General features: G+C 48.6%; 22 protein-coding genes. 9 read left to right on the top strand and 13 right to left on the bottom strand.

Features of this window, described 5'->3' with window-relative positions:
* Positions 1-3: 3 nt before the first annotated feature.
* The 4 genes from nuoL to glpK form a co-directional block, all read right to left on the bottom strand.
* Positions 4-1923 carry an NADH-quinone oxidoreductase subunit L gene (nuoL, locus tag CLV60_RS31695; RefSeq protein ID WP_106599417.1) on the bottom strand — a complete coding sequence of 640 codons (1920 nt, stop codon included), beginning with the start codon at positions 1921-1923 and terminating at the stop codon, positions 4-6.
* A 53-nt stretch (positions 1924-1976) separates the two neighbouring features.
* Positions 1977-2312 carry an NADH-quinone oxidoreductase subunit NuoK gene (gene nuoK / locus CLV60_RS31700; protein WP_374755665.1) on the bottom strand — a complete coding sequence of 112 codons (336 nt, stop codon included), beginning with the start codon at positions 2310-2312 and terminating at the stop codon, positions 1977-1979.
* A gap of 120 nt (positions 2313-2432) precedes the next feature.
* Positions 2433-3242, bottom strand: coding sequence for a 3'-5' exonuclease (locus CLV60_RS31705; protein ID WP_106599419.1), 810 nt, complete (start codon positions 3240-3242; stop codon positions 2433-2435).
* A 606-nt stretch (positions 3243-3848) separates the two neighbouring features.
* A complete protein-coding gene (gene glpK / locus CLV60_RS31710) occupies positions 3849-5348 on the bottom strand; it encodes a glycerol kinase GlpK (protein ID WP_106599420.1) in 1500 nt (499 codons plus the stop codon).
* Between the two features lie 164 nt (positions 5349-5512).
* Here glpK and pbpC point away from each other — a divergent pair, with 164 nt between their 5' ends.
* Positions 5513-7813, top strand: a complete 2301-nt coding sequence (gene pbpC, locus CLV60_RS31715; protein WP_106599421.1) for a penicillin-binding protein 1C — start codon at positions 5513-5515, stop codon at positions 7811-7813.
* A gap of 769 nt (positions 7814-8582) precedes the next feature.
* Here the strand turns inward: pbpC and CLV60_RS31720 are convergent.
* The 4 genes from CLV60_RS31720 to CLV60_RS31735 are packed head-to-tail and all read right to left on the bottom strand — an operon-like array spanning position 8583 to position 12022.
* Positions 8583-9617, bottom strand: coding sequence for a M28 family peptidase (locus CLV60_RS31720; RefSeq protein ID WP_106599422.1), 1035 nt, complete (start codon positions 9615-9617; stop codon positions 8583-8585).
* Positions 9601-10110: a DUF192 domain-containing protein gene (locus CLV60_RS31725; protein WP_106599423.1), complete on the bottom strand. Its 510-nt coding sequence runs from the start codon at positions 10108-10110 to the stop codon at positions 9601-9603. Before CLV60_RS31725 ends, CLV60_RS31720 begins: the two co-directional genes overlap by 17 nt.
* 1 nt (position 10111) lies before the next feature.
* Entirely contained in the window at positions 10112-11614 is a 1503-nt protein-coding gene (gene cysS, locus CLV60_RS31730) for a cysteine--tRNA ligase (RefSeq protein WP_106599424.1), read from the bottom strand.
* Positions 11615-11638: 24 nt separating this feature from the next.
* Positions 11639-12022: a DUF5618 family protein gene (locus CLV60_RS31735; RefSeq protein ID WP_211302304.1), complete on the bottom strand. Its 384-nt coding sequence runs from the start codon at positions 12020-12022 to the stop codon at positions 11639-11641.
* A 192-nt stretch (positions 12023-12214) separates the two neighbouring features.
* Between CLV60_RS31735 and CLV60_RS31740 the strand changes: the two genes are divergently transcribed.
* The 3 genes from CLV60_RS31740 to CLV60_RS31750 all read left to right on the top strand — a co-directional run bounded on the left by CLV60_RS31740 (position 12215) and on the right by CLV60_RS31750 (position 14641).
* On the top strand, positions 12215-13132 hold the full coding sequence (locus CLV60_RS31740; RefSeq protein WP_106599426.1) for a PfkB family carbohydrate kinase: 918 nt from the start codon (positions 12215-12217) through the stop codon (positions 13130-13132).
* A 132-nt stretch (positions 13133-13264) separates the two neighbouring features.
* Positions 13265-14083: a glycerophosphodiester phosphodiesterase family protein gene (locus tag CLV60_RS31745; RefSeq protein ID WP_106599427.1), complete on the top strand. Its 819-nt coding sequence runs from the start codon at positions 13265-13267 to the stop codon at positions 14081-14083.
* A gap of 18 nt (positions 14084-14101) precedes the next feature.
* A complete protein-coding gene (locus CLV60_RS31750; protein WP_146151632.1) occupies positions 14102-14641 on the top strand; it encodes a hypothetical protein in 540 nt (179 codons plus the stop codon).
* On the opposite strand, the gene CLV60_RS31755 is transcribed toward CLV60_RS31750, so the two are convergent.
* From CLV60_RS31755 to kdsA, 4 genes are all read right to left on the bottom strand, one after another.
* Entirely contained in the window at positions 14638-15177 is a 540-nt protein-coding gene (locus CLV60_RS31755) for a DNA-3-methyladenine glycosylase I (RefSeq protein ID WP_106599429.1), read from the bottom strand. The two genes, CLV60_RS31750 and CLV60_RS31755, sit on opposite strands and share 4 nt — an antisense overlap.
* A 36-nt stretch (positions 15178-15213) precedes the next feature.
* On the bottom strand, positions 15214-15672 hold the full coding sequence (locus tag CLV60_RS31760) for a GyrI-like domain-containing protein (protein WP_106599430.1): 459 nt from the start codon (positions 15670-15672) through the stop codon (positions 15214-15216).
* 61 nt (positions 15673-15733) lie between these two features.
* On the bottom strand, positions 15734-16411 hold the full coding sequence (locus CLV60_RS31765; RefSeq protein WP_229211223.1) for a phosphatase PAP2 family protein: 678 nt from the start codon (positions 16409-16411) through the stop codon (positions 15734-15736).
* A gap of 11 nt (positions 16412-16422) precedes the next feature.
* A complete protein-coding gene (gene kdsA, locus CLV60_RS31770) occupies positions 16423-17235 on the bottom strand; it encodes a 3-deoxy-8-phosphooctulonate synthase (protein ID WP_106599432.1) in 813 nt (270 codons plus the stop codon).
* 232 nt (positions 17236-17467) lie between these two features.
* Between kdsA and CLV60_RS31775 the strand changes: the two genes are divergently transcribed.
* The 5 genes from CLV60_RS31775 (at position 17468) to CLV60_RS31795 (ending at position 22160) form a co-directional block, all read left to right on the top strand.
* Positions 17468-17704 carry an acyl carrier protein gene (locus tag CLV60_RS31775; RefSeq protein ID WP_015813362.1) on the top strand — a complete coding sequence of 79 codons (237 nt, stop codon included), beginning with the start codon at positions 17468-17470 and terminating at the stop codon, positions 17702-17704.
* Between the two features lie 43 nt (positions 17705-17747).
* Positions 17748-19001 carry a beta-ketoacyl-ACP synthase II gene (gene fabF, locus CLV60_RS31780; RefSeq protein ID WP_106599433.1) on the top strand — a complete coding sequence of 418 codons (1254 nt, stop codon included), beginning with the start codon at positions 17748-17750 and terminating at the stop codon, positions 18999-19001.
* Positions 19002-19015: 14 nt separating this feature from the next.
* Entirely contained in the window at positions 19016-19762 is a 747-nt protein-coding gene (gene rnc, locus CLV60_RS31785) for a ribonuclease III (protein ID WP_106599434.1), read from the top strand.
* Positions 19763-19998: 236 nt separating this feature from the next.
* Positions 19999-20427 (top strand): Hsp20/alpha crystallin family protein, encoded by a 429-nt coding sequence (locus tag CLV60_RS31790; protein ID WP_106599435.1) that lies wholly within the window; start codon positions 19999-20001, stop codon positions 20425-20427.
* A 203-nt stretch (positions 20428-20630) separates the two neighbouring features.
* A complete protein-coding gene (locus tag CLV60_RS31795) occupies positions 20631-22160 on the top strand; it encodes a Do family serine endopeptidase (protein ID WP_106599442.1) in 1530 nt (509 codons plus the stop codon).
* 88 nt (positions 22161-22248) lie between these two features.
* On the opposite strand, the gene CLV60_RS31800 is transcribed toward CLV60_RS31795, so the two are convergent.
* Entirely contained in the window at positions 22249-23400 is a 1152-nt protein-coding gene (locus CLV60_RS31800) for a glycosyltransferase family 4 protein (RefSeq protein WP_106599436.1), read from the bottom strand.
* Positions 23401-23628: the final 228 nt, after the last annotated feature.

Raw genomic sequence — 23628 nt, forward strand, 5'->3', positions numbered from 1 at the left:
GGATCAGAGTAACAGCTTCCAGAATAATATGACCACAATGCCGATTACCATCGCGAAAACGTATTCGCCGGTAGAGCCGGTTTGTGTTTTTCTCAACAGTTTGGCACCCAGGGACACGATTTTCACGAATGCATCGATAATCAGGTCGATGAAGATCTCGCCAAAGCTGTACAGGACGTTGGACAGCGTTTTAATCGGTTTTACGAATACGGCGTCGTACAGTTCGTCGACATAGTATTTGTTATAAACCGCACGCTGCAAGCCTGATTTTTCTTCCGAATCCGGTGCCGGTACGGCGCCTTTCTGCACATACATCACGTAAGCTGCAATGGCGGAGATCAACGCTGCGGCTACTGAAATGGCCATCAGCATATATTCTTCTGAATGCGAGAGGGAAGTATGCTCAAATGCAGCAGGGTTCGCTGTTTTAGCCAGATCATACAACGGGCTCATAAACTGCGCCAACTGGTGCGAGCCGTGCAATGCCTCGGGAACGCCGATGAAACCACCTACTGCCGAGAGAATGGCGAGGATGATCAACGGAATGGTCATCGAAGCAGGCGATTCGTGTAAATGGTGCTCCTGCTCGTGCGTACCGCGGAATGTTCCGAAGAATGTGAGGAACAACAGGCGGAACATGTAGAAGGAAGTCATGATTGAACCCAGCAGACCAATTACCCAAAGCAGTTTGTTGTGTTCAAAAACATGCGCAAGAATCTCATCTTTTGAGAAGAAACCTGCAAAAAACGGTAAACCGGATATTGCCCACGTTCCAATAGCAAATGTGATGAACGTAACAGGCAATTTCTTTCTTAAACCACCCATTGAACGAATATCCTGCTCATCGGACATCGCGTGGATCACGCTACCGGCGCCGAGGAAGAGCAATGCTTTGAAGAATGCATGGGTAATGACGTGGAACATCGATGCCGAATAGGCCATCGCCCCCAGACCCATGAACATATAACCGAGCTGACTCACCGTAGAGTAAGCGAGTACCTTCTTGATATCGTTTTGCAAAAGGGCGATTGAAGCGGCAAACAAGGCGGTAGCACCACCGATAATGCCGACGATTTCGAGCGTCGAGGGCGCCAGGGAATAGAGCACGTTGGAGCGGATTACCATGTAGATACCCGCCGTAACCATCGTAGCGGCGTGGATCAGGGCCGAAACCGGGGTAGGACCAGCCATCGCATCAGGCAGCCAGGTGTACAACGGAATCTGAGCCGATTTACCCATGGCACCTACAAACAGGAACAAGGTAATGGTAATGATCACCGGATCGCCTACCTGGAAACCGGCAGCAGCCTTGCTGAAAACCTCCGAATATTCTACCGAACCAAATGTAGCGATGATCGTGAAGATACCCAGCAGGAAGCCAAGGTCACCCACGCGGTTCATAATAAATGCCTTACGGGCTGCATTGTTGTAGTTGGTGTTCTTGTTCCAGAAACCGATGAGCAGGTAAGAGCAAAGCCCCACACCTTCCCAGCCGATAAACATGATCACGTAGTTGGAACCCAGCACCAGCAGGAGCATGAAGAACAAAAACAGGTTCAGGTAAGCGAAAAACTTGCCGAAACCCGAATCGTGGTGCATGTAGCCGATCGAATAAATGTGGATCAGCGAGCCTACACCGGTGATGATCATCAGCATGAGCAGCGAAAGCTGATCAACCTGGAATGAGAATGGGATGTTGAGGTCGCCGACGGAAATCCAGTCGAAAAGCGGTACGATGAACGGCTGACTGCCGGAAGCAACGAATGCATTGAACGTCATGACCGACAGCACGAAGCTGGCTACAACCGCCAACGTTCCGATAATGCCGACTGCGCCTTTGGGAATATTGGGAAATCCGATTCCGTTGATCAGAAAGCCGGCGAGCGGCAGCAGCGGAATCAGGATGAGTAATGATGCAGACATGTCTATTTATTAATCTTTAATCTCTTGATTGTGTACCGGTTACGCGCCGATAGTTACCATTTCAGCTTGTTCAGGAATCCGATGTCCGTATTTCTGGTGTTGCGGTAAATCATTACGATAATGGCCAACCCGACGGCCACTTCGGCAGCGGCTACGGCCATAATGAAGAATACGAAAACCTGTGCGGAAGGATCAGACCGGTAGGAAGAGAATGCGATCAGCAGCAGGTTAGCGGCGTTCAGCATCAATTCGATCGACATAAATATGATAATGGCGTTCCTGCGTGTAAGCACGCCGATAATGCCGATCACAAATAGTAAGGTGCTGAGAATTAGGTAGCTTTGAAGTGGGATATGTTGAATAACCGCTGGTATGTTAACCTCTGGCATCATTGGGTTTGGGATCATAGCAGGTTTACCTAATGGGATATCCGGTTAAAATAGTCAAAAATAGATTTCTGGCAAAAATAGACATAATTACTACTTACTCAAACCTGAGGTAAGATTATGTCAACGTTGGGTTAATCCCCTTAATTTAATCTCTGTCAATTTGCGTTTGGTGTCGAGCGGAAACTCGCCTTTCATCATCCAGTCGAAGAACGACGGTTCGTTTTTCAGGATGTCGGTGACGCGCTTGCCATTGTGCTTACCAAAGTTGAATACTTCCTCGCCCTTGTCGTTGAACACCATCCGTCCCGCGAAATCCACGATTTTGGAGGCCGTGAGTTCGTGCAATGCTGCGACGTCATTTTTCACCGGCTCGGAAACCTTGCCGTGTGAATCGGTAAGCGTAACGCCCTGATACTTTTCGATTTGTCCTTGCAGTACTTCGAATGTCGCGATGGTATCCGCCTCGGCGCTGTGCGCATTGTCGAGCGTTTTTCCGCAATAGAACTTGTAGGCGGCGCCCAGATTTCGGGGCTCCATCATATGGTAAATGCGTTGCACATCCACCATCCGGCGGTTTTTGATATCGAAATCCACGCCCACACGCAGGAACTCCTCCACGAGCATCGGGATATCGAAGCGGTTGCTGTTGAAACCCGCCAGGTCGCATCCTTCGAGGAAGGACGCCAGGTTTTTGGCAATGCTTTTAAATGTGGGGGCATCCTTTACATCCTCGTCGTAAATGCCGTGTATGAGGCTGCTTTCCAGCGGGATAGGCATTTCGGGATTGATCCTCCGCGTGCGGATCTCGGTTTCGCCATTCACCAATGCTTTGACAACGGAAATTTCTACAATGCGGTCGCGGACAATATTTACACCTGTTGTCTCAAGATCAAAAAAAGCAAGGGGCTTTTTGAGATGGAGGGTATGCATGGGTTACTGAGGTTGATTTGGCACCGCGAAGTTAAGGTGAACGGCGTGACGCCGCAACAATCGCGCTTGTTTAGACACAGTATAAAAAAGGGTTGTCAAGAGTGCGAGTTGTTGTCATGTGTTGTCAGGGGGTGTTATGTATGGTCATATGTAGTCAGGAGTTGTGATGTATGGTTAACGTGCGGCCGAGGAGGGATTGGTTGAGAGATAAATGCCGCCAGGCATATAACATTGGTAGAACATCGGATCGGATCTTGCGTCACAAATGCCGTGAGGCATGCAACAACAATGCATTGCTGTTACATGCCTGACGGCATTTTCGAAATACCTTATTCGGGTACAGCTGCTACCAATATTACATCGCTACGCGATTCTGGAAATGCCTGACGGCATTTGCTTCCCGATCAAAAATGCCTGGTATAGATGACTCATCAAGACGATTTTCTCCTCTCCTGACTTTGAGTGACCACAAATGACAATACCTGACTACAATGACCATACCTGGCTACAATGACCATACCTGACTATTCTTGACTACACCTGACCACTGCTGACTACCAATGACCACACTTGACCATTCCTGACTACACCTGACCATTCCTGGCATCAATCAATCCATTCATAAGATTTCGTGACCGCCTTCTTCCAACCCTTATAGTACGCATCTCGCTTTTCTTCTGGCATATCGGGGTTCCAGGTGTGGGCGATGGCCCAGTTTTTCTTCAAATCGTCGGTGCTTTTCCAATAGCCGACCGCCAACCCTGCTGCATAAGCGGCACCCAACGCGGTAGTTTCCGCGACTGCCGGAGATACAACTTGTGTATTGAGAATATCGGATTGGAATTGCATTAATAGCTGATTGTGTACCATACCACCATCCACACGGAGGCTGGCGAGTTTGATTCCGGAATCCTGCTCCATGGCTTTAACCACATCTGCCGTTTGATAGGCGGTGGCTTCGAGTACGGCACGTGCAATATGTCCCTTGTTCACGTAGCGCGTAAGGCCTGCGACCACGCCGCGCGCGTCGTTGCGCCAGTAAGGTGCGTAGAGTCCCGAGAATGCGGGCACGAAATAGGCGCCGCCATTGTCTTCCACGGTTTGGGCCAGTGGCTCGATGTCGCTGCTGTTCTGGATCAGGCCGAGGTTATCGCGGAGCCATTGCACGAGCGCGCCGGTGACGGCCACACTTCCCTCCAATGCATATTGCACGGGCTGGTCGCCGAATTTGTAAGAAATTGTGGTTAGCAAGCCGTTTTCGGAGGTTTTCAGCTCGGTACCCGTGTTCATCACCAGGAAGCAGCCGGTGCCGTAGGTATTCTTGGCCATGCCGGGTTCGAAGCAGGTTTGGCCAACCAATGCGGCGTGCTGGTCGCCCAGGTCGCCTGCAACCGGCACGCCCGGAAGCACTTCGTGATCGGAATAACCATATATTTCGCTGCTGCTTTTAATGGCGGGCAGCATAATTTCAGGGATATTGTAAGCAGCCAGCATCGATTTGTCCCATTGCAGCGTGCGTAGGTTCATCAGCTGCGTGCGGCTCGCATTGGTAACGTCGGTCACGTGAATGCCACCCTGCGTGCCGCCGGTGAGGTGCCAGATAAGGAATGTATCCATGTTTCCGAAAATCGCCTCGCCTTTTTCGGCGTCTTCGCGGATACCTTCAACATTGTCCAGCAGCCATTTGAGTTTCAAACCACTGAAATAGGTCGAAACGGGCAGACCGGTAATGTCTCGGAACTGGTTGAGGCCTCCTTCTTTTTCATATTTAGCGACCAGATCGGTCGTGCGGGTATCTTGCCAAACCAATGCATTGTAATAGGGCTTGCCGGTGCGCTTGTTCCAGACCACCGTCGTTTCGCGTTGATTGGTGATGCCCACAGCCGCGATGTCCGAAGCGTGTGCCGACACGTGAATGCGCGCCAAAGCGATCACTTCCAGGGTATTTTTCCAGATTTCGGTGGGGTTATGTTCCACCCAGCCCGGTTTCGGGTAAATCTGTTCGTGTTCTTTTTGTCCTACTGAAACGATATTCCCCTGTTGGTTGAAAAGTATGCAGCGCGTGCTGGTAGTACCCTGGTCAATGGCGGCAATGTATTTGGACATAATGGTATTATGATTGATTTTATTTGTAGTAAAGCAAGTAAATAGGGAAAATTAACCGATCAGGACAAATGCGCGGGCAATTTTATTGAACGGGGCACAGTAAAACCGTCTGGCGGCGTTGGCTGTATTATATTGCAGCATAATCGGGTTACAGCACATCCCCCATGAAAAACAGTAAGGTCAGAAAAGGGTTATTGGCATTGATCGGCCTCATACTCCTGCTTTTTGTGCTTGATCTGGCCTTTCCCTTCCGCCCTGAAATCCATTATGCGACGCAGATCACGGATCAGAGGGGGCGGGTAATCCATGCCTTTTTAAGTAAGGAAGATAAATGGCGGCTCTATTCGAATGTGAACGAAATCACTCCGCTACTCCGGAAAACGCTCGTTCATAAGGAGGACCAATACTTTTATTACCATCCGGGAGTGAACCCATTCGCGGTGGTGCGAGCGGCTGTCAGGAATGTGTTTTCAGGAAGAAGAACTTCGGGGGCGTCGACCATCACCATGCAGGTGGTGAGGCTGATGGACCCGCGCCCACGGACCTATTGGAATAAGGTAGTCGAAATGTGGCATGCGGTTCAGCTGGAAATGCATTATTCCAAAGACGAGATTCTTCAATTCTACGTAAATCTGGTGCCTTATGGTGGTAATATCGAAGGGATCAAGGCTGCTTCATTGCTTTATTTCGGCAAAGCGCCGCAACTTCTGAGCCTTGCGGAGATCACCGCGCTCACCATCGTGCCCAACCGCCCCTCGGGCCTGCGCCCGGGTACACGCAACGACGCGCTGCGCGAGGCCAGGAACAGCTGGCTGAAACGTTTCGAAGAAGACGGCCTTTTCGACACAAACGTGATTCGCGATGCATTGGATGAGCCTATGAATATCCGCCGCCTCCAAACCCCGCGCCTGGCGCCGCATCTTTCGATACGTCTGCGGCAGCAATATCCCGATGAGCCGGTGATCCGCACGAACCTCAATCTGCAAGCGCAAAGCCAGATCGAAGAGCAGGTGAGGAATTACATCAACCGCAGGCAACTAATGAATATCCACAATGCAGCGGTGCTCGTGGTGAACAACGAAACCATGGAAGTGGAAGCTTACGTAGGCTCCGCCGACTTCAACAATCCATTCGATGGCGGGCAGGTTGATGGCGTGCGGGCCGTGCGTTCGCCGGGGAGTACGTTGAAACCACTATTATATGCTACTGCCTTCGACGCGGGTATTATCACACCGAAATCGGTTTTGAATGATGTTCCGGGGAATTTCAATGGTTATGAACCAGAGAACTTCGATAAGCATTTCAACGGCGCGGTTACCACTGAATTTGCATTGGCCAACTCGCTGAATATCCCGGCTGTGAAGGTTTTGAAGGACATTGGTACGCCTGCGTTGATCGCGAAATTGCGGAAAGCAGGTTTCAAAACGGTGGATAAGCAGGCAAAAGACCTGGGCCTTTCGATGATACTGGGCGGCTGCGGCGTGACCCTGGAAGAACTGACGAGGCTTTTTGCGGCATTTGCCAACGAAGGAAAGCTGCGGAATCTCCGGCTGAGCGGCGCGGACGCTCCTGATAAAAAAGGAACGCCGGTATTATCGGAAGAAGCCGCATTCCTCACGACGGGCATTCTCACGCAGATCACCCGCCCCGATTTACCCACCAATTTTGATAATACCTATCATTTACCCCGCATTGCCTGGAAAACCGGGACGTCTTACGGAAAAAGGGACGCATGGAGTATCGGGTATAACAGGCGGTATACGGTGGGAGTGTGGGTGGGCAACTTCTCAGGCGAAGGTGTACCCGAGCTGAGCGGTGCCAATACCGCCACGCCGCTGCTTTTTTCGATTTTCAATGCACTGGATTATAACTCGCCGAAAGGTTGGTATAAATCCCCGGCCAACATCTCGCTTCGCAATGTGTGCCCGGTGAGCGGCGACATCCCTTCTGATTTCTGCGATCATCAGGTACCCGACCAGTACATTGTGGGTGTTTCGGCGTACCGTAAATGCCAGCATATGCGCTGGGTTTTTACGGATGTGGCCGGGAAAATGTCGTATTGTACGTATTGTCTTCCTGAAAAGGGTTTCGAGAAAAAGGCCTATCCTAACCTGGCGCCGGAGCTGATCGCGTTTTATGAGTTGCAAAAGTTGCCTTACCTGAAAATTCCGCCCCATAATCCACAATGCGAGCGCGTTTTCCACGAAGGCGCGCCATTGATCGTGAGTCCGAATGAGGGAAGTGAATACTACATCCGCAAGGACGAGCCGCAGCAAATCCAGCTCGCATGCCAGGCGGCGAACGATGTGCAGGAGGTGTATTGGTATGTCAATGACAAGTTATACCAAAAATCGCCACCGCAGGAAAGCGTCTTTCTAAGCCCGCCGCTGGGGCGTGTCAAGATTTCTTGCAGCGACGATAAGGGGCGTAATGCGGATGTCTGGATTGTGGTGAAGCGGATGTAGGGTTCATTTGTGGTCAGGAATTGTCAAGTGTGGTCAGGAGTAGCCATGTATGGTCAGGTATAGCCGTGGGATAGTCTGACGTAGTCAAAAATCTAGTCCGGAGGCAAATGCCGTTAGGCATGTAATATTGGTAGCAGACGCATCAGGGCCTGTTACGTCAAAAATGCCGTCAGGCATGTAACAACAATGCTCTGTTGTCGCATGCCTGACGGCATTTTTCGGAATACATCCCGGGGCTCGATTGCTACCTATATTACATCGCTACGCGATTTTAAGCGACCCGCTTCTATTCTCCACACTTAACAATTTCTGACAACACATACCCATTCCTGAACGTAAATACTCACTCCTGACTATTTCTGACTAAACATGACTACTCCTGACAACACCTGACCAGACCTGACCACTATGGATCGTCTGATGTAGTCAAAATGTGGCCCGGAGGCAAATGCCGTTAGGCATGTAATATTGGTAGCAAACATATCGGGGCCTGTTCCGTCAAAAATGCCGTCAGGCATGTAACAACAATGCTCTGTTGTCGCATGCCTGACGGCATTTTTCGGAATACATCCCGGGGCTCGATTGCTACCTATACTACATCGCTACGCGATTTCAAGCGACCCGCTTCTATTCTCCACACTTAACAATTTCTGACAACACATACGCATTCCTTAACGTAAATACTCACTCCTGACTAAACATGACCGTAAATGCCCACTCCTGACTATTCCTGACTAAACATGACTACTCCTGACAACACCTGACCACATTACAACGGCTGATCCTTCGCTTCCTGGTACAATACCTGAACGAGCGTCTGACCCACAGCCTTTAACGTTTTCGGATCGATGTTCTCCATCGTATCGTGTGCAGTGTGCCACTGGTCGAAGAACGTTTTGCTCATATTGTTCTGGCGCGTGTGGATGATATCGATCATCGGAATGTGTGCCACTTTGTTGACCGGGACGTGGTCGTCGGTAATGGCCGCGCCGGTTTCATCGATGAAATAGTTGCTATAACCGAGGCGGCTTGCGGTTGCCCATATCTGCCTCACCGTGTCATTCGCCAGTTGAACCGAATAGCCTTCCTTGAAAAAAGTAGCACCTTTTGCGCCGACCATGTCGAGCAGAACGCCGAAATAGGCTGTATAGTTGGGGTTATGCTTGTTCGCCGCCCAATGCTGGGAGCCGAGGCAGAAACCGCCATGTTCCATTCCGGTATCTTCCGAACCCGATGAACCCCAGTCTTCCGCATCAAAAAAGATAATGTCGACGCCGATGTCCGGTTTGGTGGCTTCTTTGGAAAGTACTCTTGCAATTTCCAGCAACACACCCACACCGCTTGCGCCGTCATTAGCGGCCAATACGGGTTTGTTTTTTACGAGAGAGTCCTGGTCCGAAAACGGCCGGGAATCCCAGTGCGATGCCAGCAGAATACGCTTGGCTGCCTGGGGATTGAAACTCCCGATAATGTTCCGCGCATTGAGCTTGGTACCGTCGTAGGTAGTGGTGGTAAATGGCTGCTCAATCACCTGCCAGCCGTATTTTTTCAAAGTAGCCGCCAGGTAATCGCCACAAGCTCTGTGTTGGGCAGTATTCGGCACACGTGGGCCGAAATCGACCTGCTTTTGTACAAATTGAAGTGCGCTGTCTGCATTGAAATCGGCACTTTTAACCAATGCAACCGGAGCCTGTTCCGCGGTTTGCTCGGAACTGGTGTTGCTATTGCATCCGTAAATGCCGATGATGATCGCTAATGCGATGGGTAATCTTTTAAAAAACAAGCTATTAGAAAGAAATGGCATCTCCTGATTGAATATTATTTTGCTTGGTAAAACCTGCATTGACTTCTACGACGTATTGAACCAAACCATACGGAAGAATGCTCTCTTCCGAATAGGGTTGTGTGTTTTGGGCGATGGAAACGATTTTCTTGTCCGGGCCTACATATATAATGTCCAGCGGGATCGATGTGTTCTTCATCCAGAACTTGTATTCGTCGGGTTGTTCAAAAATGAAAAGCATACCCACCGAATCGGGAAGGTATGAACGAAACATCAGGCCCTTATTGCGTTCGGCCTCGTTTTCGGCGATCTCCACTTCGATTTTCTTAAATGGCTGACCTTTCTTTACGAACGTCACTTCACCTTCCTTGTTGAAAACCGGGTTGGGTACGGCCGGCGGAGACGAAGTGACGGGTGTGTTTCCGTCCGAAAACGAGGCCACAAGATAGCCCAGGCCACCGAGCAGAAACACGCCCAAAAGGATGTACGCAAAAACTGACTGCCGACTTTTCATATTACTCCTCGTAGGCCCAATCGATCCGGGTCTTGGTGTCGCGGATCACTAAACCCTGGTTTTTGAAGTAAGAACGGATTTCGTCCACTTTTTCGTAGTTCTGGGAAAGCTTAAATTCCCGGTAGAGTTTCAGCATTCCGTCGAGGATCGCGTGGCCTTCGGCCAGTTCTTCCTTCAAACCGAGCACATCTTCGAAGAAAATAACAAACTGCTCTTTCAGCGAGGTAAATACCGCCTCGCCCAATGCAGCCGATTTCAATTGACCCATGTTCAGCATGTTGATGTATTTCAGCATGTTGAAAAGATTCGCAAATGCCACCGCCGTATTGAGGTCGTCGTTCATCGCATTGTAAAAACCTTCAATCGACTTTTCGATGTCCGCTTTTTTCGCTTCGTCTGGATTAACACCATCCTCGTGCGTATAGGTGAGCATTTTGGCGATGCGCAGGCCGTTTGCGAGCTTTTTATACCCTTTTTGTGCCGCTTTCAATGCGTCGTTTGAGAAATCGAGCGTGCTGCGGTATTGGCTTTGCAGCATGAAGAACCGCACGGTCATAGGGCTGTAAGCCTGATCGAGCAATTCGTGATTACCTGAAAACAGCTCCGACGGCAGGAATGAGTTACCCAGCGACTTCGACATTTTCTGGCCGTTGACGGTGAGCATATTCGTATGCATCCAGTAGCGGACGGGCTCTTCGTCCGTCAGCGATTTGCCTTGCGCTATCTCGCATTCATGGTGAGGGAATTTCAGGTCCATTCCGCCGCCGTGAATGTCGAACTGCTTGCCTAAGTATTTGGCACTCATGCAGGTACATTCCAAATGCCAGCCCGGAAAGCCCTTGCCCCACGGAGATTCCCATTGCATAATGTGCTCCGGATTGGCTTTTTTCCACAATGCAAAATCGAGCGGGTTACGTTTTTCGGCTTGCCCGTCGAGCTCGCGGGTTTCATTTAGCAAGTCTTCGATAATACGGCCCGAAAGCTTGCCGTACTCGTTGCCGCCCGCCTGGTATTTATTGATATCAAAATAAACCGAACCATTGGATTCGTACGCCACGCCTTTATCGATCAGCGTTTGCACCGCTTCGATCTGCTCGATCAAATGCCCCGTTGCAGTGGGTTCGATGCTGGGAGAAAGCAGGTTGAATATGGCGGTAACTTCGTGGAAATCATTGGTATATCGCTGCACGATTTCCATTGGTTCCAACTTTTGGAGCTTTGCCATCTTCCCGATCTTGTCCTCGCCCGCGTCGCCATCGCCTACGAGGTGACCAACGTCGGTAATGTTGCGGACGTAGCGTACCTTGTAACCGATATGCGTCAGGTAGCGGAACAGGATATCGAATGAAAGAAACGTGCGGATGTTGCCCAAATGCACATTGTTGTAGACCGTCGGCCCGCACACATACATGCCGACATAGGGAGGGGCAATGGGAACGAAAACATCCTTTTTACGGGTAAGCGTATTGAATATTTTAAGTGGCTGGAAAGTTTGTGCGGTCATTTATATGTTGTACTTTCTTGATTACTAATTTTTCTTTTCTAGCCGGGTCTCGACCCAATCGATGATTTTTTCTGCTTTTTTCAAACCCAGCGAGGCCAAATCAGCACTTTTGCTGCCCTGATAACCCATATGAATGTGCAGAATTTCATAAGCTGTGGTGAAATTCGATAGCAATGTTTTGTCAACCCGGCTTAATTCGTATTGATACCACTCCACGCTTTTGGGAGTCTTCCTGTTTTTTTCTCCTAACAATTCATTCAACACCAGCAATATACCCGTGTAGGCTGTATGACCTGCGATCTTAACGTACTTTTTGTCCTGATAGAGTCCATCCTCCTTCCTTGCATTGTTGCTGAGAAAATCCTTTGCATTGTCGATGTGGCGTCTTGCTTCTGAGATTACTTCCATGATAGTATGTGATTTAGAGTGGTGTATAATTTAATTCAGACAAAAATAGCAAATAACCCAAGATTGATTTGTAGGTATAACTGAGAATGAGCAGGCGGCGAGAGGCTATTCGGCCGTTTTGTTTATCTTCGCAGCGTTTTTGCATTTAAAATCCAGTTTGAAACTAACTTAAAATCAACACAGTAATCACTTATGAGTTTACTTACCGTAGGATCTGTTGCATTCGATGCGCTCGAAACTCCGTTTGGAAAAACAGACAAAATTATCGGTGGTGCAGCCACTTACATCACACTAGCTGCTTCCTATTTTACCCAGCAGAATAACCTCGTTGCGGTTGTAGGCGGCGATTTCCCAAAAGAAATGATCGGCCTGCTTGAAGAACACGGCGTGGATACCAAAGGTTTGGAAATCGTGCAGGATGGTAAGACATTCTTCTGGTCGGGTAAGTACCATGAGGATATGAACACCCGCGATACGCTGATCACCGAGCTGAACGTGATGGAGCATTTCGATCCTATCATTCCGGATTCTTATCAGGGTACCGAGTTCCTGATGTTGGGCAACACCGTTCCGGCCACTCAGAAACTGGTGATCGAGCGCCTGGCAGAACGCCCGAAGCTGATCATGCTTGATACCATGAACCTGTGGATGAACATCGCGCTGGACGATCTGAAATCCGTTCTCAAACTGGTCGACTTGCTTACGATCAATGATGAAGAGGCCCGTTTGCTTTCAGGCGAATATTCGTTGCGCAAAGCTGCCAAGAAAATCATGGCGATGGGGCCAAAAACGCTGATCATCAAGAAAGGTGAGCATGGCGCATTGTTATTCCAGGAAGATCGGATCTTCTTCGCACCTGCTTTGCCACTGGAAGAGGTTTTCGATCCAACCGGAGCGGGCGACTCGTTTGCAGGTGGTTTTATCGGTTACCTCGCTGCTACCAATGATATTTCTTTCGAAAACATGAAGCGTGCAATCATCTATGGTTCGGCGATGGCTTCTTTCTGCGTGGAAAAATTCGGTACCGAGCGTTTGGTGAATCTTTCAAAAGAAGAAATCAATGCCCGCGTTCAGGAATTTGTGAAACTGGCGAGCTTCGAAATACAATAAAAGTTTAAAATTCAGAGTAGATGAGTCTATAAGTTGGAATTGTATTTCTGCTTGTAGACTCATTTTTTTGGCAGGCCCATTAGCCTGTTTATTTGAAAAAACGGTAACCCCGCTGATAACCTGAAATTCACGATGAAATTGTTCTTTCACAAAATCTCCTCCCTTTTAGCGTGCGCCGCGCTCGCTGCACCCGCATTCGCGCAGCATCATGCACACCCGGCATTACCGCATTCCAAACACAAGACCGTTGTGATCGCGCACCGCGGCAACCATGTGAATGCGCCTGAGAATACGCTCGCATCCACACGCGAAGCAATTAATTGCGGCGCCGATTACGTGGAGGTCGATTTAAGGACCACCAAAGATGGCCATCTCGTAGCGATGCACGACGCCAAAGTTGACCGGACAACCAACGGCAAGGGCAAAGTAGCCGATATGACCTGGCAGGAAGTGGAAGAATTGCAGGTTTTCAACCGCAATAAAAAGACCCACCGTATTCCCGAGTTCAAAGAACTCCTCGCGCTTTGCAAAGGCAAAATCAATATTTACCTCGATTTCAAAGACGCCGACGTGGCCGAAACCTGGAAACAGATTAAGGCTGCCGGGATGGAATACCAGGTGGTAGTCTATTTAAATAAGGAAGAACAGTACAAACAATGGAAAGAAGTAGCGCCTGAGGTGCCGCTCATGACCAGCCTTCCGAAAGAAATAACTAATAAAGAGCAATTGGTCGCATTTTTGGGGCAAATGCAAATCCAAGTGGTGGATAACATTACCAATCCTGAAATGCTGAAAGCTGCGCACGACCACGGAATTTCGGTCTGGCTCGATGTGCAGAGCCCGACCGAAGGCCCCGCTTCGTGGAATGAGGCATTACATAAAGGCGTGCAGGGTTTGCAGACAGACAAGCCGGCCGAAATGGTGTCGTATTTAATGAAGAACGTTCAATAGTATCAAAGCGAGCCAGTTATGAGACAGGTTCTGGTTATAAGTACGATGTTCTTACTGGCAAGCTGCAATGCTCCAAAGCCAACGCATACCCCGACGGCTGCTACGGAATCTCCCGCCGCCTTAAAGGTTCCTTCCAATTTGATGTATGCCGACATCGATCCGTTTGTTCAGGTGGAGGACCTGACTAAGAACGAGTTGATTCTGCTTTTCTCAAAAATGCATCACGCCGACCAGCAGTACCGCGATAGTTTGTACAATGGTCGGAAAGAAAATGAGGCCTTTTTCTCGAAAAAAATGCAAGCCAATGATGAAGCGAATCTGAAAATCCTGGATAATATCATCCAAAAACATGGATGGCCGTACAAAAGCGTCTTAGGAGAGGAAGCCGCGCAGACTGCCTGGCTTGTCATCTGGCATCACCGCGGCAAGCGAAGCGTGCTTTGCCGCCATTTTGATGTGATGGAAAAGGCCGTTGATGAGGGCGAAATGAGCGTCTCAGCGTTTCAACAGATTAAGGACGAGGTTGAAAAGCTATCCCCCGATCAAATTGAATATTAATGTGATGCTTGGGGAATAGTTTGATAAATGGGGCAATCTGCATCATGAGCGCCAGGCAAGTAGCCCGTACTCATCAAAAATTCATTTACAATCTCACCGCCCGTGAATTTAAAAGTCTTCTTGAAAAGCTTGACCCATTGTTCTTTGGTTAACGGGTGATGCGCGTCGATCCAGCCTTTGAATGAGCCGTATTCTTGTTTCAATTCGAGGATTTTCTGTGCATTCACAATGGCTGCATTCACTTTCAACCGGTTCCGGACAATGCCCGGATCTGCCAGTAGCCGCTCACGGTCGGCTTCGTCGTAAGCAGCTACTTTTTCAATGGAGAAATTATCATAGGCAGCCCGGAAACTATCCTGCTTGCGCAGCATAAGCGTCCAGCTAAGGCCAGCCTGATTAATTTCCAGCAAAAGCCGCCCGAAAAGCTCGTCGTCGTCGTCGATCGGGAAGCCGTACTGGTTATCGTGGTAATGTTTGTGGAGCAGGTAGTCGGTCTGCTCCGAGGGATTGTTGATGATGTAAGTGCAATATGACATCGCGTTGATTGGTTAGGATCTTGTCCTTTAAAAACCTTATTTCAAAATTCCGACCTGAACTTCGGTGATATTCCGGTCGGGGTTTTCGAAATCCATATTCAGATAAATTTCCCGGCTCTGCCCGGACATAACCAGCTTCTGCGCCATAATCTCGCCGAATAGTGCGCCGTAGGTGTTAATCAGCCCATCCCAGTTTCCATAAAGCGTTTCGCTGATGCATTCAAACGTTTCGAGCTGCTTCAACTGGTAGGCCGAATCGATAGGATGTGGTGGCGGAGTGACCGGCAATGCGATCGTTAATGTAAAAACTGTATCGGGACGGCCGTCAGCCCCCTCATAGACCCAGTAAATCGGGCCGGTGATTTCGAGGTCGTTGCGGACCGCATCCTGATACAGTTTCCGGGCTTCAACACGCACATACTGCAAAATATCCCGGAACGAAGTCCGGGTTTCGAAGTACAGAACGTGAATGGGCTGGATGGTTTTCGTTTGCATGGCTAACAGATGTTTATGCAAAAGACAAACCTGCGAGTGACAACCCTATGTCAGGAGCATTTCAATTTTTTTCAGCATGTCGTCTGGCTTTCATTCTTCGTACCTGCTGCTGCATCCAGGGATAGCTGATATACACGGCCTTCGTCGCCCCTATACCTATACCCGCACCCATGAGCACGTCTGCGAGCCAATGGTGATTGCCCAGCACGCGCATGGCTCCTACGGTGGTTGCGGTGCCATAGCCGCCTATACTATATAATATGCTGCGCTGGCCGTATTCCTCGTGCAGGATCGTCGCATTTGTGAATGCAGTTGTCGCATGGCCGGAGGGGAATGAATGGTTGTCTTCCTCGTTGGGGCGAGGGTATTTCACAATGCGTTTCAGGCTTTGCGTAACGCCCTGCGCGATCACATTGGACAGTATGGCCAAAATGACCTGATCTCCCAGCTTGTGTTTCCCTTTCACCCCCGCAGACGCCAGCCCGAGGCTGACCACGCCTGGCGCGTAAGGCAGGAACTCATCCACCTTCGTCCGGTAATTGGGATAATTGGAAACTACACGCTCCTGCAAATGCCGGCTGATTTTGCCCTGAACGATGAGGCTCGCAATTCCAAGCGTGACAGGCGGGATCACGTCCCCGGCTGTGACTTTCCAAAGTTTGGTAGAATCCTGCTGGGCAAATGCAGCCTGCGGGAGAATTTGAATGCAAAGAAAAAGGCATATTAAATATGCCTTCATAGTTTTTGGAATCATAAAATAGCTGCTCTCACGCGTACAAGTCTTTCCAGGAGCCCTTCCAGCTGATCGAGCGGGAGCATGTTGGCGCCGTCAGATTTGGCTTCCGCGGGGTTGAAATGGGTTTCAATAAAAAGACCATCGGTGCCCACGGCAATGGCCGCTTTGGCAATAGTTTCTATCAATTTCGGCTTGCCGCCGGTTACGCCGGAGCTTTGGTTGGGCTGTTGCAAGGAATGCGTGCAGTCCATTACCACGGGCACACCGAATGCAGCCATTTCGGGAAGATTACGGTAGTCCACCACGAGGTCACCGTAGCCGAAGCTGTTACCCCGGTCGGTAAGGATTACCTGCGCTTCCGGATTTACTTCATTGATTTTTTCAGCCGCGAATTTCATCGATGCGCCCGAAAGAAACTGACCTTTTTTCACATTCACAGCCTTACCCGTGCGTGCCGCCGCTGCGAGGAGCTCCGTCTGGCGGCAGAGGAATGCGGGGATTTGCAGCACATCCACATATTCGGCGGCGAATGCCGCTTCGTGTGATTCGTGGATGTCCGTCACAGTAGGAATGCCGAAAGTCTGACTTACTTCCTGCAAGATTTTCAGCGCTTTTTCATCACCGATCCCGGTAAAAGAATCGATTTTGGTGCGGTTGGCCTTGCGGTAAGAACCTTTGAATATATAAGGAATGCGAAGGCGGTCGGTGACCGTCACGATATGTTCGGCGATTCGCAGGGCCATATCCCTTCCTTCGATGGCGCAGGGGCCGGCCATGAGGAAAAAGTTGGTCGAATCGGTATTTTTCAACTTCGGTATCGAGATCATACTGGTGTTGGTATAGATATTGATAAATGTTTCGCGAATGTACGGCTATCCTTAACGTTCTCTTTGCACTCGGCCGAATTCTTAAAACAGATCCCTTATAATCGGCTGATTTCCTGCTTTTTTTTATTTTAAACCAGGATTGTGCAATAAAAAGCCATGTTTAAAAAATTTTTGAAAAAGTGAACTGAAATATCTTTCTTTGTGGCGATTTTAACCAAAAAGTGATTATAAAATGTCAGCAATTGCAGAAAGAGTTAAGCAAATTATCGTCGAAAAACTCGGCGTAGAAGAGTCGGAGGTTACACCGGAAGCAAACTTCCAGAACGACTTGGGAGCGGACTCTCTAGACACCGTTGAGTTGATTATGGAATTCGAAAAAGAATTCAATCTTTCTATCCCTGACGATCAGGCAGAGAACATCGGTACAGTTGGTCAGGCTGTTGCATATCTGGAAGAAAACGTGAAGTAATCCGGTTTTTACCAGTACAATCTTCTATTTCTGTCCCAATTTTATGAGTTTTAAGCGAGTTGTAATTACAGGTATGGGCGCATTGACGCCCGTTGGCAATGATGTTCCTACCTTTTGGTCAAATTTGGTTGCCGGCGTAAGCGGTGCAGCCCCCATCACGCGGTTCGATGCTGAAAAGTTTCGTACGCGCTTCGCCTGTGAGGTGAAGGGATTGGACGTCACGAATTACATACCGCGGCAAGAAGCCCGTAAAATGGACCCCTTTACACAATACGCCGTCATTGCAGCTGATGAAGCGATGAAGGACGCCGGCTTTGACGCAGATACGCTTGATCTCGACAAAGCCGGTGTAATTTGGGGCTCCGGTATCGGTGGTCTCAAAACTTTCGAGGAAGAAGTGATGAACTATTCCGAGAACGGCAGAACTCCCCGCTTCAATCCTTTCTTTATCCCGAAAATGATCGTCGACAGCGCTTCGGGCGTACTGTCGATCCGGTATGGTTTCCGGGGACCTAACTTTATCACGGTATCGGCCTGTGCTTCGGCAACCAACGCATTGATCGACGCATTCAATTATATCAAACTTGGTTTGATGAATGTGTGTATCTCCGGTGGTTCGGAAGCGGCGGTTACGATTGCCGGTGTGGGGGGGTTCAATGCATTAAAGGCATTGTCCGAAAGAAACGATTCGCCTGAAACTGCTTCGCGTCCTTACGATAAGGACCGTGACGGTTTCGTGCTTGGAGAAGGAGGAGCGGCCATTATTTTGGAAGAACTCGAACATGCGAAAGCACGGGGAGCAAAAATTTACGCCGAAATGATCGGTGCCGGTATGTCGTCCGACGCCTATCACATCACCGCTCCGCACCCGGAAGGACTCGGAGCGTACATTGTAATGAAAAATGCAGTCGAAAACGCAGGTATCAAGCCTGAGGAAATTGACTACATCAATACCCACGGTACATCTACCCCGATCGGTGATCCGCAGGAGATCAAAGCCATAGAAAAATTCTTCGGCGAGCATGCATATGATCTGAATATCAGCTCAACGAAATCGATGACAGGGCATTTATTGGGAGGAGCAGGAGCGATTGAAGCTGCCGCCTGTATCATGGCGATCAAAGACCAGGTCGTGCCGCCTACCATTAACCATTTTACCGACGATCCGGAAATCAATCCGCGGTTGAAGCTTACATTCAATAAAGCTGAAAAACGTCGCGTAAATATCGCTTTGAGCAATACTTTCGGTTTCGGAGGTCATAATGCGTCAGTCGTTTTCAAGAAATACGAAGACTGATTAATTCTCTACCATTGGCAAAGCGAATTCTTATACCGATACTTTCCCTGTTCAGGAGTGGAACTGCTGAGGACAAAAAATTTAAGGAATCGATTGCGCATGTTATAGGCGACAAGCCTTCCAATCTCGGCGTTTATCAGCTGGCTTTCAGGCATACTTCCGCTTCCCGCGAAACCGCTATCAAAGGTTTCAGGGAATCGAACGAGCGTTTGGAATACCTGGGCGACGCGGTGCTGGGCATGGTGGTAGCAGAATTTCTTTTTACCAAATATCCCTACAAAGACGAAGGCTTCCTGACCGAAATCCGTTCCCGGATCGTGAATCGCGAGTCGCTGAACCAGATTTCGCGTAAGCTCGGTCTCGACCGGCTGATCGAATATGACGGCAACCGCCGCGGTATGTCGCCACGCTCGTCCATGTACGGGGACGCGCTCGAAGCATTCGTAGGTGCTATTTACCTCGATAAGGGCTTCCGTTTCACACGGACCTTCATTATCAGCAAGCTCATCACGCATTACGATCTGGACAGCATTATCCAGAACAATGTGAATTTCAAAAGCCTCATCATCGAATGGGCGCAGCGCGAAGGCAAGGAAATCCGTTTCGAAATACTTGAAGAACGGGGCACCCGCCATCATCGCGAATTCATTTCACAGATCCTCGTCAACGACGAGCCTTTCGCAACAGGTAATGGCTTTACCAAGAAAAAAGCCGAGCAATCCGCATCGGAGCAAGCCTGCGCGATCCTTGAATTGAAATAACCTTACTTACTTCTGAATATCTGCTCATTGGTTTTCCAATGGGCTATTTGCGTTTTTGTCATTTTAAAACTTGTAAATCAGTCATTTTGTCTGCATTTAAAACGCAAATTTGCTAAAATCGGTCATTTTGTCGCTATTTTTTCTGTTTTTCAAGCCCGGAACAAAAGTTGTTCAATAGAGGGCATAACCGCGAGGTTAGCAGAAACTGAAAAACGAAAAACAAAAACCTTATAACAATGAGCACATTAGTTAAACATTTCGCAGGTCCATCTTATTTGAACGGATTTTTTGGTAAGGATCTTTTTAACGAATACAACACTCCTGCATTTGCGGGCACCGTACCAGCTGTGAACGTGGTTGAAAACGAAGAAGGTTTCCGCATCGAAGTAGCGGCGCCAGGTCTCCAAAAGTCAGACTTCAAACTGAACCTCGAAAAAAATCAACTGACCATTTCTGCTGAGAAAGAGCAGAAAGAAGAGAACAAAACCGAGAAGTACACCAGGAAGGAATTCAAATACTCTTCTTTCCAACGAACCTTCACCTTGCCCAACACCGTGGATGGCGACAGGATCGAGGCTACTTATGCCGATGGCATCCTGAACATCGCATTGCCGAAACGTGAGGAAGCGAAAGAAAAACCAGCCCGCCTGATCGACATCGCTTAATTGGCCGGACTTACATAATGGGCGTTATTCGAAAGGATAACGCCCATTTTTGTGAGAGCCGACGGATAATCGTCTGGCAGGATTTTAGTAAATTCCCAAATGAAATATCTTTGTTAAAAGATGTTAAACGAATCTACGACGGGAATAATTTGTTCATCGATTTGCGTTATTTGTCCATAAAAATATAACCCCAACATATGTATATGAAAACAAATTGGAAAGGTTTGGTGTTGGTTGGGTTGATTTCAAGTGCGTCAACCATAGCTGGCCTCAAACTACTTGGTCCTGATAGTGATAGAGATGTAATTTTTAAAGAAGCGGCTTCTGAAAATATAGCACGTTTTACGTCGGCAGGAGCTCCGGCCGGTGCTCCGGGCGATTTCGTTTATGCGGCAGAGGCTACTACCCCAACAGTGGTGCACATCAAATCGACCGTTACCCGCCAGGCCTACCGCGGCCAGCAGATCCCCGATATTTTCCGCGACTTCTTCGGTGATGATTTCGGAGGCGGCCAACGCGGCCCGCAGCAATCGGAAGCAACAGGTTCGGGCGTAATCATTTCAAATGATGGATACATTGTTACCAACAACCACGTGGTGGAAGGTGCACAGGAACTGGAAGTGACTTTGCATAACAAAAGCAAATTCCGTGCGAAAGTGATCGGCACCGACCCTTCTACGGATATTGCGGTGATTAAAATTGAAGGTAAAGACCTGCCTGCCGTAACGATAGGTAATTCCGACGCGGTGAAAGTAGGGGAGTGGGTGGTTGCCGTAGGTAACCCTTTCAACCTGGAATCTACCGTAACTGCCGGTATTGTAAGTGCGAAGGGCCGTGGATTAGGCATTATCGGCCAATCGAGCCGTCGTAACAATATGACGCCTGCTTCTAATGCTGCTGGTGATTCACCGCTTGAATCATTCATCCAGACCGACGCCGTGGTGAACCCTGGTAACAGTGGTGGTGCATTGGTAAACCTGAAAGGCGAGCTGATCGGTATCAACACCGCCATCGCCAGCCCGACTGGTAGCTTTGCAGGTTACGCATTCGCGGTGCCTTCGAGCATTGTGAAAAAAGTATCGAGCGACCTGATCAAATTCGGTAATGTACAGCGCGGTTACCTGGGTATCGCGCTCGATGACCTCGATAGCAGAAAAGCAGAAGAGTACGGTGTGAAAGTAAGCGATGGTGTGTACGTGCGTGATTTCACCGAAAACAGCGCTGCCAAAGCAGGTGGTGTGAATAAAGGCGACGTGATCGTAAAAGTTGACGGCGTGAATATCCACTCGATCCCTGAATTGCAGCAATCGATCGGTTTGCACAAGCCTGGCGATAAAGTTAATCTGACCGTCAACCGCGATGGTAAAGAAAAAGACCTGAACATTACGCTGCGTAACCGCACAGGCGGTTCCGAGATTATCAAGCGTGATGAATCCGCTGCGGTAATGAGCTCATTGGGTGCACAGTTCGGTAACCTGAGCGATCAGGAAAAACAAAGACTATCGCGCTACAAAATCGATGGCGGAGTGAAAGTGCTCTCTATCGATGGCGGCAAGTTCGCCCGCTCGCAGGTGGAAGAAGGCTTCATCATCACCAAAGTGAATGGTAAGGCTGTTAAGACTGTAAAAGAATTCGAAGCGGCCATTGCCGGCAAAGAGGAATCGATGGTGCAGTTTGAAGGGCTTTATCCTGATGCGCCTTACGATGTTTACTCATTCGGGTTTAGATTGTAATAGTTTGTTGATCCAATAAAGAGGCATTCTCGGTTCGGAATTAAAAATTCGAGTCAAGAATGCCTCTTTATTTTGGTTTGATAAACAATTAGTCAAACAATTTTGCGATTCGTTGGCGGTAGATGTCAATACTAAAATTGGAAATAATTCTCTCGCGAGCACGCTGCCCTAGTGAGAAGCGTAGAGTTTCATTGTTGATTAGCGTTTCGAGAGCTGCCGAAAGACCTCTACTATCATTTTCTTCAACTAGCAATCCGCATTCTTGATCGACAATAACCTGTGGTATACCTGCATGGTAAGTAGAAATTACGGGGAGTTCCATACTCATAGCCTCCTGAATGGAAACAGGAGTTCCCTCCATATCCCCGTGCTTGCTGGTCTTGGCATTGAGCACGAAAATATCGGAGTCGTTCATGTATTTGATAACGTCAGCATGCGGCATGGTACCAAGCAGAAAAATTTTAGCCTGCAAACCCGATGTTTCTATTAGTTGCTCACAGATAGATGTTTCATCGCCACCACCAATGATGATTAGCCGAATATTATCATACTTCTGACAAAGTGAAGTGAAAACCCTGATCAGGTCAGGTACTCCTTTTTTTTCAACCAGTCGTCCTGAATGTAAAATTCTGATTATCCCGTCGCTAGTTGACGGTCGCTGCCCGTTCCTGGTGAATAAATTGAAGTCGACGCCACAGGCAATGAGCTCGACTTTGTCTATGTATGTTTCCAGATCCAATGTGTCGATCATGTGCGGGCTCACAATCACGATTTTTCGTGCATACTCGAACAGTTCAGACAAATGCTTGCTGTATTGGATATTTTTTAGCATCGCAGGAGACGCGTCTACCCCATGAAATGTTGGGATGAGTGGAATGTTTAGCGCTTTGGCCACCGGCAAGATTGCAACAGCATTAGTACCGAAATGGGCGTGTATTACTTCATATTTCTCTTTCCGTATCAGAGACTTGGTGATCGATTTATTAAACAGGCTCATTAGCGTATTTCCAAATGAAAAACGTTCGGCAATTCTGGACAGTAGTTTGTCTGCAAAGTTTTTGTAAACCTTAATTTGATGCTTGTCGTTTGAGAGGGGAAATTTGTCGCTGTTGAGATAGTAGTATGCCAATAGTGAAACTTTATGGGAGCGGGAGAGTGATGTTATCTGCTCATAAACGAATGTCTCGCTGATTTCGAAAAATGAGCGGTGAAAAATGAGAATGTTCTTTGGATGGGCCATGATGCAGGTGAGTTTCTGGCGGCCCCGGTAATCTGAAAGTTTAACGTGACCGTGTGTGCGAAAAAAGATTGAGGAAAATCAGAATCTTTTTTTGGCCAGAAAGAAGAGAGTTTTCTAGCGGCTCACCTAAACTGAGGGTGACCCAAAAGCAAAAGCCCTTTTTCTACTATGTAGAACGAGGGCTTTTTTGTATTTTTAATTACGACATTAGAAATACATGGGCAAGAT

This window comes from Dyadobacter jiangsuensis (genome assembly GCF_003014695.1).
GTDB lineage: Bacteria > Bacteroidota > Bacteroidia > Cytophagales > Spirosomataceae > Dyadobacter > Dyadobacter jiangsuensis.

What these genes read in the sequence shown, in the direction of transcription:
- nuoL (WP_106599417.1), bottom strand. Translation starts at nt 1,923, where the DNA reads ATGTCTGCATCATTACTCATCCTGATTCCGCTGCTGCCGCTCGCCGGC.
- nuoK (WP_374755665.1), bottom strand. Translation starts at nt 2,312, where the DNA reads ATGCCAGAGGTTAACATACCAGCGGTTATTCAACATATCCCACTTCAA.
- CLV60_RS31705 (WP_106599419.1), bottom strand. Translation starts at nt 3,242, where the DNA reads ATGCATACCCTCCATCTCAAAAAGCCCCTTGCTTTTTTTGATCTTGAG.
- glpK (WP_106599420.1), bottom strand. Translation starts at nt 5,348, where the DNA reads ATGTCCAAATACATTGCCGCCATTGACCAGGGTACTACCAGCACGCGC.
- pbpC (WP_106599421.1), top strand. Translation starts at nt 5,513, where the DNA reads ATGAAAAACAGTAAGGTCAGAAAAGGGTTATTGGCATTGATCGGCCTC.
- CLV60_RS31720 (WP_106599422.1), bottom strand. Translation starts at nt 9,617, where the DNA reads ATGCCATTTCTTTCTAATAGCTTGTTTTTTAAAAGATTACCCATCGCA.
- CLV60_RS31725 (WP_106599423.1), bottom strand. Translation starts at nt 10,110, where the DNA reads ATGAAAAGTCGGCAGTCAGTTTTTGCGTACATCCTTTTGGGCGTGTTT.
- cysS (WP_106599424.1), bottom strand. Translation starts at nt 11,614, where the DNA reads ATGACCGCACAAACTTTCCAGCCACTTAAAATATTCAATACGCTTACC.
- CLV60_RS31735 (WP_211302304.1), bottom strand. Translation starts at nt 12,022, where the DNA reads ATGGAAGTAATCTCAGAAGCAAGACGCCACATCGACAATGCAAAGGAT.
- CLV60_RS31740 (WP_106599426.1), top strand. Translation starts at nt 12,215, where the DNA reads ATGAGTTTACTTACCGTAGGATCTGTTGCATTCGATGCGCTCGAAACT.
- CLV60_RS31745 (WP_106599427.1), top strand. Translation starts at nt 13,265, where the DNA reads ATGAAATTGTTCTTTCACAAAATCTCCTCCCTTTTAGCGTGCGCCGCG.
- CLV60_RS31750 (WP_146151632.1), top strand. Translation starts at nt 14,102, where the DNA reads ATGAGACAGGTTCTGGTTATAAGTACGATGTTCTTACTGGCAAGCTGC.
- CLV60_RS31755 (WP_106599429.1), bottom strand. Translation starts at nt 15,177, where the DNA reads ATGTCATATTGCACTTACATCATCAACAATCCCTCGGAGCAGACCGAC.
- CLV60_RS31760 (WP_106599430.1), bottom strand. Translation starts at nt 15,672, where the DNA reads ATGCAAACGAAAACCATCCAGCCCATTCACGTTCTGTACTTCGAAACC.
- CLV60_RS31765 (WP_229211223.1), bottom strand. Translation starts at nt 16,411, where the DNA reads ATGAAGGCATATTTAATATGCCTTTTTCTTTGCATTCAAATTCTCCCG.
- kdsA (WP_106599432.1), bottom strand. Translation starts at nt 17,235, where the DNA reads ATGATCTCGATACCGAAGTTGAAAAATACCGATTCGACCAACTTTTTC.
- CLV60_RS31775 (WP_015813362.1), top strand. Translation starts at nt 17,468, where the DNA reads ATGTCAGCAATTGCAGAAAGAGTTAAGCAAATTATCGTCGAAAAACTC.
- fabF (WP_106599433.1), top strand. Translation starts at nt 17,748, where the DNA reads ATGAGTTTTAAGCGAGTTGTAATTACAGGTATGGGCGCATTGACGCCC.
- CLV60_RS31790 (WP_106599435.1), top strand. Translation starts at nt 19,999, where the DNA reads ATGAGCACATTAGTTAAACATTTCGCAGGTCCATCTTATTTGAACGGA.
- CLV60_RS31795 (WP_106599442.1), top strand. Translation starts at nt 20,631, where the DNA reads ATGAAAACAAATTGGAAAGGTTTGGTGTTGGTTGGGTTGATTTCAAGT.
- CLV60_RS31800 (WP_106599436.1), bottom strand. Translation starts at nt 23,400, where the DNA reads ATGGCCCATCCAAAGAACATTCTCATTTTTCACCGCTCATTTTTCGAA.